This window comes from Deltaproteobacteria bacterium (genome assembly GCA_016219225.1).
Lineage (GTDB): Bacteria > Desulfobacterota > RBG-13-43-22 > RBG-13-43-22 > RBG-13-43-22 > RBG-13-43-22.
This window is the reverse complement of the sequence record JACRBX010000117.1, coordinates 1-12,536: the sequence shown is the minus strand read 5'-3', so window position 1 is coordinate 12,536 and position 12,536 is coordinate 1. Positions and strand designations below refer to the sequence as shown.

General features: G+C 49.6%; 12 protein-coding genes. All 12 read left to right on the top strand.

Going from position 1 to position 12,536, the window contains the following annotated elements; all coding sequences use genetic code 11:
• Positions 1-895: phosphodiester glycosidase family protein (locus HY879_10605; protein MBI5603796.1), on the top strand; the 895-nt coding region annotated here is incomplete at its 5' end.
• Positions 892-1,533: a hypothetical protein gene (locus tag HY879_10600; protein ID MBI5603795.1), complete on the top strand. Its 642-nt coding sequence runs from the start codon at positions 892-894 to the stop codon at positions 1,531-1,533. The genes HY879_10605 and HY879_10600, both read left to right, overlap by 4 nt.
• A gap of 311 nt (positions 1,534-1,844) precedes the next feature.
• A complete protein-coding gene (locus HY879_10595; protein MBI5603794.1) occupies positions 1,845-2,330 on the top strand; it encodes a hypothetical protein in 486 nt (161 codons plus the stop codon).
• 90 nt (positions 2,331-2,420) lie between these two features.
• Positions 2,421-3,638, top strand: a complete 1,218-nt coding sequence (gene coaBC, locus HY879_10590) for a bifunctional phosphopantothenoylcysteine decarboxylase/phosphopantothenate--cysteine ligase CoaBC (protein MBI5603793.1) — start codon at positions 2,421-2,423, stop codon at positions 3,636-3,638.
• On the top strand, positions 3,619-4,323 hold the full coding sequence (locus HY879_10585; GenBank protein MBI5603792.1) for a uracil-DNA glycosylase: 705 nt from the start codon (positions 3,619-3,621) through the stop codon (positions 4,321-4,323). The genes coaBC and HY879_10585 overlap by 20 nt, the downstream gene beginning before the upstream one ends.
• Positions 4,310-5,806: a nodulation protein NfeD gene (locus tag HY879_10580; protein MBI5603791.1), complete on the top strand. Its 1,497-nt coding sequence runs from the start codon at positions 4,310-4,312 to the stop codon at positions 5,804-5,806. The genes HY879_10585 and HY879_10580 overlap by 14 nt, the downstream gene beginning before the upstream one ends.
• 102 nt (positions 5,807-5,908) lie before the next feature.
• A complete protein-coding gene (locus HY879_10575; GenBank protein MBI5603790.1) occupies positions 5,909-6,673 on the top strand; it encodes a slipin family protein in 765 nt (254 codons plus the stop codon).
• Positions 6,674-6,912: 239 nt separating this feature from the next.
• On the top strand, positions 6,913-7,242 hold the full coding sequence (locus HY879_10570; protein MBI5603789.1) for a transcription termination factor Rho: 330 nt from the start codon (positions 6,913-6,915) through the stop codon (positions 7,240-7,242).
• Positions 7,243-7,346: 104 nt separating this feature from the next.
• A complete protein-coding gene (larA, locus tag HY879_10565; protein MBI5603788.1) occupies positions 7,347-8,606 on the top strand; it encodes a nickel-dependent lactate racemase in 1,260 nt (419 codons plus the stop codon).
• Positions 8,607-8,618: 12 nt separating this feature from the next.
• The gene (locus tag HY879_10560) at positions 8,619-11,543 is read left to right on the top strand and encodes a DEAD/DEAH box helicase (protein ID MBI5603787.1); all 2,925 of its coding nucleotides are present in this window, start codon (positions 8,619-8,621) and stop codon (positions 11,541-11,543) included.
• A 160-nt stretch (positions 11,544-11,703) separates the two neighbouring features.
• Entirely contained in the window at positions 11,704-12,102 is a 399-nt protein-coding gene (locus tag HY879_10555; GenBank protein ID MBI5603786.1) for a HEPN domain-containing protein, read from the top strand.
• On the top strand, positions 12,075-12,398 hold the full coding sequence (locus tag HY879_10550) for a nucleotidyltransferase domain-containing protein (GenBank protein ID MBI5603785.1): 324 nt from the start codon (positions 12,075-12,077) through the stop codon (positions 12,396-12,398). The genes HY879_10555 and HY879_10550 overlap by 28 nt, the downstream gene beginning before the upstream one ends.
• Positions 12,399-12,536: the final 138 nt, after the last annotated feature.

Below are 12,536 nucleotides of genomic sequence, written 5' to 3'. Positions count from 1 at the left end.
TCCGGTTGCCGCCTCCATTTTTTTTGATTCATTATTAACCTCCCTTTTCAGCATGAAACGTATTTACGGCCCCATACTTATTTTTTTCTTTTTTTTTACCCCCTTACCCCTGGAAGGGGAAGAAAAACCCCGTCCGGTCCCGATACCCTGGCAGATATTGTCTCCGGGCCTTTCTTTTTATCGATGGGAAGTCCATTCTCAAAATGTAACGGTGAATACCCTGGCGATCCTTCGAATTGATCCTGAACTTTGGTCTTTTCGGGTGTTTTTTAACCGGGAGCCCAAAACCATTAAGGAGTGGCATCAGAGCACGGGGGCGACAATATTGTGTAATGGGGGATTTTATCAGGAAAATTTTAATCCGGCCGGGAGGATTCTGGTTAATGGGACCTCCTTGGGTCCATTTAAAAACCGCCATATGAAGGGGATGTTTCTGGCTGAACCTCAAAAAGGCTTTGAGCACCTTCCCAAAGCGGCTTTGATCGATTTAAAGGATGACAAGAGTGAAGAAATAATCGCCTCTTACAGCCAAGGGGTCCAATCTTTCCCCATCCTGTTGGACCCCAAAGGGCAGGTTCGGGTCAATCAGAGCAATTTCCAGGCCAACCGAACCGTCCTGGCCCAGGACGGGACCAGGCACCTCTATATTATTATCACGGAAAAGCCCCTTTTTACCCTCTATAATCTGGGACATTATTTGAAAGCCCTGCCTTTTGGATTTCAATTTATTTTGAATCTGGACGGGGGAAATCGTACCCAGTTACTCGTTCAGATCAAGGCCTTTAAATATCTTTTCACCGGCCAGGGGGAGGGGAGCGATCCAACGCGGTTTTTTTTCGGGGAACAGATCAGACTTCCCTCGGTGATTGGGATTTTCCCGAGAGGCCGTCATTGACTCAAGTATTTATCGTCGGTTTTGGTAAATTCGGAAACCGGGCCTTGGCTCAATGGAGGCGACGTGGGGAGAAGGCCCGGATCTGGATCATCGATCATCGGCCGGAAGCCCTGTCGGGGAAGGAGAACCTTCCTGGAATCCGGGTCTTAGCCGACGGCCCGCAATTCCTGACCAGATATCAGGAATCGATAAAGGACAACGATTGGATCATTCCCGCCCTGCCCATTCATCTGGCCTGGGAATGGCTGACCTTGAACTTAAGAAAACGGCCGGGTTATAAAACCGTTGTTCCCCCTGGAAGCTTTGGCCTGAAACTGCCTTACTGCCAACAGTTCGGAGACGGCCTTTTTTTAAGCTATGCCGATTTTATCTGCCCTGAAAATTGTCCGGCCCCTGTGACCCATTGTTTCAAAACCAAAAAAAAGAGAACGATTCCTCTTTGGAAGTTCATCGCCGATCAAAGAGGCCCGAAAATTGCCCTGGAAGTTATTGAAAGCCGGCAATTGGCTCCGGGGGTCGGAGGATTTCCTTTCGGAGAATTAAGGAAACTCCAAATCCGTGCTCAAATGAGCCGTCCCCCCTTTTTTGTGGCTACGGCCTGCCGATGTCATGGGGTAATGCACGGTTTGACCTGGTAGAAGGAGCAGGATACGGGATGCCGGATAGTTGATACGGGATGCTGGATAAAACGCTTTGAATCCATCGAGTGATGCTTCATCCGGAATTCAGTCGCCGATACCCGCCGATAACTATTTTTTTTATTCCAAATCTTGGCAATCTGCACGATCGGCGAAAATCTGCCGATCCGAGTCGATCTGCGTTCAAAAAGGAAATTCCATACCATCAGATTAATGAATCGGGCCGGTATCCTGGTTTCTCTTGACTTAACCGGAGGAGGGTGATAATTTATTAAATTAACTTATCAAAAGCATTAGAAAGGAGCAGGGCAATGATTTTCAAAAAGGGTTTCAGGATCTTCGGATTGGTAGTTTTTGGCATAGGTGTGATGGGTTTCCTATTAGGCTGCGGTAGTGTCCTGCAGGAACAAAAGAAGGAATCTTCCCCTACCCAAATGACTGCCCCGACCATCGCCAAAAAAATGGACCGACCGGACGGCCGATATTACGATTTCGAAGATATACAGATCCCCAATGAATTGAAGATAGATAGTAAAAATTCAAAGACCTTTCAATCCCCTACCGTCTCGGCAGGGCTCCTGGTATTTGACGGCTATGTTGATGTAAAATCGCTGGTAAATTTTTTTAAAGATGTTATGGCCCGGGATAACTGGCAGGCGAAAGGAAATTTTAAGCTCCCCCCAAAGACGATTTTATTGTTTGAAAAGAAGAACAAACGCAGTCTTTTTTTTATTGAAGAAAACATGTTCAATACGCATGTTGAGGTCTGGTTGATTCCCACCCAGGATGTTCAATAGAAACGTATCTCGCATCTCGTATCTCGTAAGAGATAAAACAAAGTACAAAGTGCGAGATACGAGTTACGAAGGACAATAAAAATGACTTCTTTGTTGAAAGATCGGCATATCATCCTGGGGGTCAGCGGCGGTATAGCGGCTTATAAAACCGTTGAGCTCTTGAGGCGTTTGTCCGAAGCGGAAGCCCGGGTAGCGGTTGTCATGACCCGGAATGGGCAGCGCTTCATCACGCCGTTGACCTTTCAGGCCCTGACCCCCCACGGGGTCTATACCGACCTTTTCGATTCCTATCGCCCTGGAGCCATGGACCATATCCAATTGAGTGAATGGGGAGAACTGGTCGTTCTGGCCCCGGCCACAGCCAATTTGATTGCCAAGGCGGCTCATGGTCTGGCCGATGACCTGCTTTCAACCTTTCTCCTGGCCTGCCCGGCCCCCAAGCTTTTTTGTCCGGCCATGAATGTCCGGATGTTTGAAAACCCGGTGGTCCAGGCCAACCTGAACCTGTTGAAGGGATTCGGGCAGTATGTCCTGGAACCCTCTGCCGGGTTCCTGGCCTGCGGACAAACAGGACCGGGGCGGTTGCCTGATGCCGGAATTATTATCGAAAAAATCCTGGACATCCTTTCCCCTCAGGATTTAAAAGGGGAACAGGTTCTCATAACGGCCGGCTGTACCTGGGAAGCCATCGATCCGGTCCGGTTTATTTCCAATCCTTCAACCGGCAAGATGGGTTTTTCCTTAGCCCGGGTAGCCAAGCGAAGAGGTGCCCAGGTTGTTTTGGTCACCGGTCCTACCCATCTGGAGGATATTCCCGACATCTCAACCGTTCGGGTTACCTCGGCCCTGGAAATGCAGGAAGCGGTCTTGAGTGTTTTCCCGAAAGCCTCCATCGTCATTAAGGCCGCGGCCGTATCCGACTACCGCCCTGATGAGGTCTTTTCCCAGAAAATAAAGAAGAAAGAATCCGTTCTCCATTTAAAATTGATCCAAAACCCGGATATCCTCCGCCTTTTGGGTCAAAAGAAGAAAAAACAATTTCTGGTGGGTTTTGCCGCTGAAACCGAAGACCTCTTAAATAATGCCCTTAAAAAGTTAAAAGAAAAAAACCTGGATCTGATTGTGGCCAATCCCATTGGAAAGCCGGAAGCCGGTTTTGGGGGCGATACCAATCAGGTCCTTTTCCTTTTTCCCGATGGGAAAACCATGTCTTTGCCGGTGATGCTCAAAGAAGAAGTGGCCGGCCTCATTTTTGATACCATTGTGAAAAGAAGAGGCCCACGAATTGATGATATCTCACAGTCCTGATCCATTCGACCTCGGTGGATTGGTCGGACAACTCAAAGAATTTCTTGAATTCCAAAAAAATTTGGGTTGGTCTTATTTGCCGTGGTCGCCCAAAAATCCTGAAAACCGGGAAACAGTTCCCGTGGTTATCCATGACTCTTTAAAGGCCTTGTCAAAAGCCATTATCCAGTGCCGGAATTGCCCTTTAGTCCGGGAGCGCCATCAGGCGGTACCGGGCCAGGGGGCTTTCAAGGCCCGTCTGATGTTTGTCGGAGAAGCACCGGGGGTCGAAGAAGATCTACAAGGACAACCTTTTGTCGGCCCGGCGGGACAACTCTTGACCAAAATGATTCAGGCCATCAATTTGCAGCGAGAGGTGGTCTATATCACCAATGTGGTCAAATGCCGGCCACCGGAAAATCGGCAGCCTTTTGAGGATGAGATCAATGCCTGCCGGAATTTCATGGAAGAGGAGATCCGTTTGGTGGAGCCCGAGATCCTGGTGGCCCTGGGAAGTTGTGCGGCCCAGACCTTAACCGGATCGAAGGAAAAGATTTCTGCATTACGGGGCCGTTGGCTGGATTTCCATGGCAGGCGCCTTATCGCCACTTTTCACCCGGCCTTTCTCTTGAGAAATCCCGATGCGAAGCGGGAGGCTTGGGAAGACCTGAAAAAGGTCCGACGGGGGTATGATGGGTTGGAATAAAAGAGTTCGGAGTTCGGAGTTGGGAGTTGGGAGCAGAATCAGGAGACAATGGACGAGCGCTTCGCCCTATTCTTTTTTCAGTCTTTCGTCTTCTTTTTTCCGAACTCTTTGCTCCGAACTCCGAACTTTCTTTTCCTTTTTACCCCGAACCCCGAACTCCGAACTCCGAACCATTATCCGACAGCGCGCCCTGTTTCTCCCAATTATTTTGATTTTCTTAGGTGCTTTATTGGTTGTGCCATTCCCTGTCCTGGCCGCTGAAAAACAACCCGTCTACGTCATAACAGTCGCCAGCTCCATCAACCCTCCGGTGGCGGAGTTTGTCACCAGATCTATCAGAAAGGCCGAAAAGGACAAGGCCGCTGCTCTGGTGATCCAATTAGATACTCCGGGGGGGCTGGATTCTTCTATGAGGACCATTGTCCAGGGCATCCTGAACGCCCAGATTCCGGTCATCGTTTTTGTCTCTCCCAGCGGAGCCCGGGCGGCTTCGGCCGGGGTCATGATCGTCCTGGCAGCCGATCTGGCGGCCATGGCCCCGGGTACCAATATCGGGGCCGCCCATCCGGTCAATATCGGCGGCAAAGACATCGATAAAACCATGTCTCAAAAAGTGGAAAAGGACATGGTGGCCTATGTCCGCAGCATTGCCGATCAACGGAAGAGAAATGCCGACTGGGTTGAATCGGCGGTTTTAAAAAGCGAATCCATTACCGCCGAAAAGGCCCTGGAACTCAAAGTCATCGATTTAATCGCCGGCGACCTGGCGGACCTTTTGCAAAAAATTGATGGTTGGAAGGTGACCACTTCCAAACAACCCAAACTGATCCGGACCAAGGACCTGACCGTGGTCCATCTTAAAGAAAATTTTCGAGATCGTATCCTTCGAACCATCAGTGATCCTAACCTGGCTTATGTTTTGATGATGCTGGGCATGATGGGGATCTTTTTTGAATTGATCCACCCCGGAGGAATTTTCCCCGGAGTGGTCGGTGGGATCTGCCTGATCCTGGCCTTTTTTGCCATGCAAACCCTGCCGGTCAACTACGCCGGGGTGCTTTTAATTGTTTTGTCCATTATTTTTTTTATTGCCGAGGCCAAGGTGATCAGCCACGGACTGTTAACCGTGGCCGGGATTATTTCTTTGACCCTCGGTTCTCTCATGTTGTTTAAAACAGGGGAGGGGCAAGTGGGAATTTCTCTTCAGGTTCTGATTACTTCTGTTTTGGTTATTTCCGGGTTTTTTATTTTGGTCATCTCCCTGGCGGTAAAAGCCTATCGCCGGAAACCTCAGACCGGAAATCAGGGGATCTTGGGAGAACCTGGGCGGGTGCAACAAAGGATTACCCCGGATCATCCGGGCAAGGTTTTTGTCCATGGAGAAATCTGGAACGCCCAATCCGATGAAATCATCGAAGCCGGTGAGGTGATAGAGGTAGTCGGGTTGGAACATTTGCTTTTAAAAGTGAAACGAAAAGGATAGTTCGGAGCTCGGAGTTCGGAGTTAGGAGAAACAAAAGTATTTCAAACTCCGCAATCCGCAATCCGAAATCCGAAATCCGCAATTAAAAGAAAGGAGTTCATTATGTACACACTGGCTGTCATTGTTGTATTGGGGATCTTTTTTTTGAGCAGTGCTATTCGTATCCTGAACGAATACGAAAGGGGGGTTGTCTTCCGTCTGGGTCGGGTAATCGGGGCCAAAGGCCCGGGGTTGATCATTTTGATACCCATCATTGATAAGATGATCAAAGTGGATCTCCGGACGGTCACCATGGATGTACCGGCCCAGGATGTCATTACCCGGGACAATGTCTCGGTCAAGGTCAATGCCGTGGTATACTTTCGGGTCATGGATGCCGTTAAGGCCACGGTCGAGGTTCAGCAATATCTGTATGCCACCTCCCAGTTAGCCCAGACTACGTTGCGCAGTGTCTGCGGCCAGGCCGAGTTGGACAAGATCCTCTCGGAACGGGAAAAAGTCAATACGGAAATACAGGAGATCCTGGATTTGCATACCGATCCCTGGGGGATTAAAGTGTCTGTAGTAGAAGTTAAACAGATTGATTTACCCCAGGAGATGCAACGGGCCATGGCCAAACAGGCTGAGGCCGAACGGGAACGTAGGGCCAAGGTCATCAACGCCGAAGGGGAATTCCAGGCCGCCGCCCGCATGGCCGATGCCGCAGCCATCATTGAAGAACATCCTGTGGCCCTTCAGCTCCGCTATCTCCAGACGCTCCGGGAAGTGGCTTCGGAGAATAATTCAACCACCCTTTTCCCGATCCCCATCGATCTGTTTAAGCCTTTTATGAAATTGGCGCAGATCGCGGAAGGTAATAAAGGGTAGGGGAAGAAAGAACAAGTTTCGAGTTTCGGGTTCCGAGTTGCGTGTTGCGGGTTCAAGGCGCGAGGCCCAAGATTTTATCTTGCATCTTGAAACTTTAATTTAAGGGTATAGGAATTTCCTTTTTGGACGCAGATCGACGCAGATTGCCAAGATTTTGAATAGATAGAGTAGTTATCTGCGGGTATCGGCGAAAATCAGCGTCCTAATTTAACACTTGTCCTGAAAGGAGAATAAGTATTATGGGTAAAAAAGAAAAGGCCGAAAAAAAAGAAAAACCTATTGAAAAAATGACGGCCAAGGAATTGCGGGCTCTGGCTATGACCATTCCCGATATTGTCGGTGTTCACGGGATGAATAAAGAGGAAGTCCTCTCCGCCATTAAAAAAGCCCGGGGGATTAAGGAGGAAACGGGTAAAAAAGGGGACCGGTCCATGCGCCAGTTGAAAGAAAAGATTAAGGAACTGCGGGGCAAAAAGGTTGAGGTCCGAGAAAAAAACGACAAGAAATCGATAGATCGGTTACGACTGCGGATCAGCCGCCTGAAAAAGAAGACAAGAAAGGCGGCCTGATAAATAAAAAGGTTTAAGGTAAAAGGTGTAAGGTTCAAGGTTCAAAGAAAGACCCTAAACCTAAACCATGCACCTTTGGCCGTAAACCGTATAACGTTTTTATTATGAAAACCCTATCCATCCCTTACGGAAAAGAAACCGTTCCCTTGAAAATCCCGGAAGAGAACTGGGGTGAACTCCTCTCTCCCCGGGAGGTCCGCCCGGTTTCGTTTGAAACAGGACTTGCGCAGGCCCTTGAAAATCCGGTAGATGCCCCTTCATTATCCGAATTCTTAAGGGGCTGCAAGTCTTTATTGATCCTGGTCAATGATGAAACCCGGCCTACCCCGAGCGGCCGGATATTGGAACACCTCTGGCCGGAAATTTCCGCTTATCCCTTCAACATCCTGGTGGCCACCGCCACCCACCTGAAAAGCACGGAGGAAGGCTGCCGGTTTATCTTCGGGTCCCTTTGGCCGGAACTAAAGGATCGGGTCCGGTTTCATGACTGCCGCCAGGAGGGGGGGATGATTTTCCTCGGGGAAACTTCGCGGGGGACCCGGGTCCTGGTCAATCCGGCGGTTATGATGGCCGACCGTCTCCTGGTCATCGGCTCGGTGGAACCCCATTATTTTGCAGGCTATACCGGGGGCCGAAAGGCCATTGTCCCAGGAGTGGCGGCTTATTCTTCGATTGTAACCAATCACTCCCTGGCCATGGATTCGAAGGCCCAACCCCTTCAATTGTCCGGCAACCCGGTCCATGAAGATCTGGAAGAAGCTGTCCGTCTGCTGACCATCCCGCCCATTTTTTCCCTGATGCTGGTCCTGACCCCGGACCACCATTTTTACGCCGCCCATTGCGGATCCATTCAGGAGACTTTAAGAATGGCCGCTCAAAAGGCCGATGAGGTTTTTACCATTCCTTTTCAGGAAAAAGCCGATATTGTGATCAGTGTCGCTTTTCCCCCCATGGATATCGACCTCTACCAGTCCCAGAAGCCTATTGAACACGGCAAGATGGCCCTGAAGGAAGACGGTATCCTTATTCTGGTCATGCCCTGTCCACTGGGGCCGGGTCCGCTCGAATTTCAAAAATTGATGGTCCAGACCGGCGATCCGGAAAAAGCGAGGCTTTTCATCTATCAGCCTTACCTTCTGGGCCTTCACCGGGTGGCCCGCAACTTGAAATTCCTGGAACAAGGCGGACAGATCTGGGGGGTTACCAACCTGGACCCCAATTTCTTATCCCGCACCTTCATCCGCCCCATGCTATCGCTGCAAGAGGCCCTGGATCAGGCCTTATCCCTGAAAGGGAAAAGGGCCAAGGTCAATGTTTTGCTTAATGCCAGCCTTTGCGTGCCGAAACAAACAATCCTTGAATAACAAACCCAAAAAATGGAACCCCCCAATCCCTTCCGACATAGTCGAATTGAATTTCATCGTCAAGGATTAGCCCTGGTCCCGGATGAAAGAGAACGGCGACCGGGTGCGGCCTACCTCATTAAAGCCAATAAACGGGAACTATCCAAACGCCTTTGCTCTTGTTCTCTATCGGCCAGGAAGACCTGTGACCACCTCTTGAGACTGGCCGAAGAATACAAGGCCCTTGTCTCCTCTTTGGGTGGAAAAACCCCGGATGAGGTCTTCCGGTTAAGCCCCTGGTATCAATGGGCCACTCTGCTGGCCAGAGGATCAAGGGAGAGCGTTAAATCGTTAAAACTGCAATTCATCGAACAAAGTCCATCCAGGATCATTCGGATTCTTGGATCTAAAGACCAGGAAATGGCCTATTATCTTTCCCCCGGTCCTGATGCCGATCGCCTCATCGAGCGCTTAGGTCAGGTCCCGACCGATGCTGTCCCAAACCGGGCGACCCTCATTGAAAAACTGGCCGAACTGACCGTAACGGATAACGAACGCTTTTTTAATAAAGCGGGGTATAAAACCAACGGCCAGATTTTTGAGGAACACATCTGGTATCGGTTTGCCTACCATTGTTTTCAGGAATTCTATGGAAAAGATATAGCCTTTTCACCGGCCATCGATGAAGAAACAGGACAGTTCATGGTCATCGGAAAATATGATCAGCAGGCCCTCTTTCATCTGATCATTCCCAGAGATCGAGTCAAGGCCTTTTTGCGAGATTCGAAAGATCTTTTGACCAATCATCATGGCCTGACCATTCATCCCTTGCCGCTGCGATCCATCTTCAAGATCTCGGCGACCACCGAGATGGATTTAGAGATCAGACCGATGGTCCAATTTCTCCAGGCCGACGGAGAAAAGAAATACCTGGAAAAGGAGGAAGTGGAAAAGTACCGTTATGGGGATCTGCTCTATGTTCAGGAATTAGGGATTATGGCTGAGTTGGAACGCCCCGGCCCTTTGGAGCGGCAATTTCAGTCTCCGGTCAGGATGGTTCTGAAGAAGTCTCAGGTCCCGAGCTTTTTAAACGAATACGGTCAGGCCTTGCAGGATGGCGCCCATCTGGTTGACGCTTCCGTGAAGAATCTGAAGATCTATGATCGGGTTTCCAAAATGGAGCTGTCACCCAGGGCCATTGACCGGGACTGGTGTTGGCTCTCGGTGCACTATGGGTTTGGGAATTCATCCCTTTCTTTAAAAGAGATCCTTCAGGCCAGAAAAGAGGGACAGCGTTTCATCTCTCTGAAAGACGGCTGGGTGGATTGCCGATCCGCCGAATTTGAGGGATTCGCCCTTTGGGAGAAAGACCTGGCTGAAGGGGATGAAAAACCGGGTGAAGAGGATCTCAGATTCTCCCGGCTTGATCTCCTACGCCTGCAGGCCTTGAGTCCCTCAACTCTTGAAGTTGTCGGGAAACCATCCCAAACCAGGCAGGTAAAAGCCATCTTTGACCTGACGCCCGCACAACCGCTGACCAGCCTTGAGGGATTGGTCTCATCGTTAAGAACGTATCAAATGCGCGGGGTTGATTGGTTATCCTTTCTTTTTGAAAACAGACTGGGCGGTTTGCTCTGTGATGATATGGGCCTGGGTAAAACCCACCAGGTGATGGGTTTGATGGTCAAGCTTCGGGAAGAGAAGAAAGAACAAAGACCTTTCTTAGTGGTCTGTCCCACAACGGTCCTGAGCCATTGGATCAAAAAGATCGCTGAGCATACTCGTGGACTGCACGTCCGGGTGTTTCACGGAGGGGACCGGGAGCTGGATAACGGGCTGGAGAGAAATCAGGTTCTCCTGACCACCTATGGAATCCTGCGCAATGATATTGACCGATTGAAAGAGATCTCCTTCTCCCTGGCCGTTTTTGATGAGATTCAGAACCTGAAAAATCCGGAGACCCAGGCCCACCAGGCCGCTCGAACGCTTCAGGCCGGGATTAAAGTGGGCCTGACCGGCACGCCCATTGAAAACAATTTGATGGAACTAAAGGCCCTCTTCGATCTGACGGTACCAGGGTTTTTAGGATCAGCCGAGTCCTTTCAGGAAAACTATATCAAACCCATTGATCAGGATCTGCACAGCCTGGCCAGAAAACGGCTGAACCGATTGATTTCTCCTTTCGTGCTCCGTCGTATGAAGGCCACCGTCCTTCATGAGCTGCCGGAAAAGATTGAAGACCTGCGCTTCTGTCAGTTAAGCGAAGATCAGATAAGCCTTTACCGGGAGGCCCTGGCCGGCCGGGGAAAGGATTTACTCAAGACCCTGAAAGACCAGAACGCTTCCGTGCCCTATATTCATATCTTTGCCCTCCTGACCTTGCTGAAACAGATCTGTAACCATCCGGCCCTGGCTTTGAAAAAGATCGACCAATTTGAAACCTATCCCTCCGGGAAATGGGAACTTTTCCAGGAACTGCTGGAAGAGGGATTGGGCAGCGGCCAAAAGATCGTCGTGTACAGTCAGTTCTTAGGCATGATCGAGATTATGGAGCGCTATCTTACCCGGACGGGATGGGGATTCGTGACCTTAACCGGGTCGAGCCGAAAACGGGGAGAGCTGATCGATCGTTTCAATCAAGATCCGGAATGCCGTATCTTTTTAGGCAGTCTCAAGGCCGGCGGAGTGGGAATCGATCTGGTGGCTGCTTCAATAGTCATTCATTATGACCGCTGGTGGAATGCGGCCCGTGAGGATCAGGCCACCGATCGGGTCCATCGCATCGGCCAGAGACGGGGAGTTCAGGTCTTTAAATTGATTACCACCGGGACTCTGGAGGAAAAAATCGCGGCGATTATCGAGCGGAAGAAAAATTTGATGGAAGCCGTCGTCAAGGAAGATGATCCCCATGTGCTGAAGACCTTCACTCGTGAGGAACTGATTGAACTGCTGACCTGATGTGAAGTCAAGCCAGGCGAATCAGCCAATAATATTTTAGTATCAGGCCCACAGGGCTGAATAAAAATGGAACAGGTTGGGGCCTTAAAGATTTCGAAGGCTATTTTGCCTTGACTCTCATCCTGCCGGAAATTATAATCAAAACACGATGAAGCCTGCAATGAAATTCGACGTACAGAAGACCGTACATTATTGGATAGAAGGCGCGGTGTATGATCTGGGAGTGGCTGAAGCCATGTTTGAAAAAGAGAAATTTCCTTACGCCCTTTTCATGGGACATTTGGCCCTGGAGAAACTTCTCAAAGCCCTTGTCGTCAGAGTAACCGAAAATCATGCACCCTATACCCATTCTCTTCCGTTGCTGGCCCAAAAAACAGGCTTGAAAATACCCCAAAAGACCGTGAGAGCACTGGCAAGATTCATGGAGTTCCATTTTGAGGCACGGTATCCGAATGATGAAAAAATGTTCTATCGAAAATGCACCAAGACTTTCACAACCCGGAATTTGCAAAAAATGAACGAGGTGTTTCTATGGTTAAAAAAGCAATACGGCAAATAATAAATTCTTATATCAAGGAATTGAAAAAGAAAAAAATAAAAGTCGCCAAAGTTATCCTCTTCGGTTCTCACGCCTCGGGCCGGGCTCACGAATACAGCGATATCGATGTGGCGGTGGTATCACCCGATTTTGGGAAAGACCGCTACCGAGAAGGAGCCAAACTTTTTGAAATCGCCTGCACCATTGATCCCCGAATTGAACCTGTCCCGATTTCGCTGATATCCTTTAAGAACGATACGTGGATTCCAATCATTTACGAGATCAGAAAAAATGGCATTGAATTGAAAGCAGCATAATCAGCCTGATCTCTCCGAAATAATTTCCAACGGCCCGACACCGTCCGGGCTTCGCCCGGAGGGTCAGCTACACGTTACAAGTGAAGAAAGACTTGGAAGAGAAGTTCGGTCTCTTTGACGAAGAAGAGTATGACAACC

Bases quoted from the DNA above. Each gene is read 5' to 3' on its own strand.
- HY879_10595 (MBI5603794.1), top strand. From the start codon at position 1,845: ATGATTTTCAAAAAGGGTTTCAGGATCTTCGGATTGGTAGTTTTTGGC.
- HY879_10585 (MBI5603792.1), top strand. From the start codon at position 3,619: ATGATATCTCACAGTCCTGATCCATTCGACCTCGGTGGATTGGTCGGA.
- HY879_10580 (MBI5603791.1), top strand. From the start codon at position 4,310: ATGGGTTGGAATAAAAGAGTTCGGAGTTCGGAGTTGGGAGTTGGGAGC.
- HY879_10575 (MBI5603790.1), top strand. From the start codon at position 5,909: ATGTACACACTGGCTGTCATTGTTGTATTGGGGATCTTTTTTTTGAGC.
- HY879_10570 (MBI5603789.1), top strand. From the start codon at position 6,913: ATGGGTAAAAAAGAAAAGGCCGAAAAAAAAGAAAAACCTATTGAAAAA.
- larA (MBI5603788.1), top strand. From the start codon at position 7,347: ATGAAAACCCTATCCATCCCTTACGGAAAAGAAACCGTTCCCTTGAAA.
- HY879_10560 (MBI5603787.1), top strand. From the start codon at position 8,619: ATGGAACCCCCCAATCCCTTCCGACATAGTCGAATTGAATTTCATCGT.
- HY879_10555 (MBI5603786.1), top strand. From the start codon at position 11,704: ATGAAATTCGACGTACAGAAGACCGTACATTATTGGATAGAAGGCGCG.
- HY879_10550 (MBI5603785.1), top strand. From the start codon at position 12,075: ATGGTTAAAAAAGCAATACGGCAAATAATAAATTCTTATATCAAGGAA.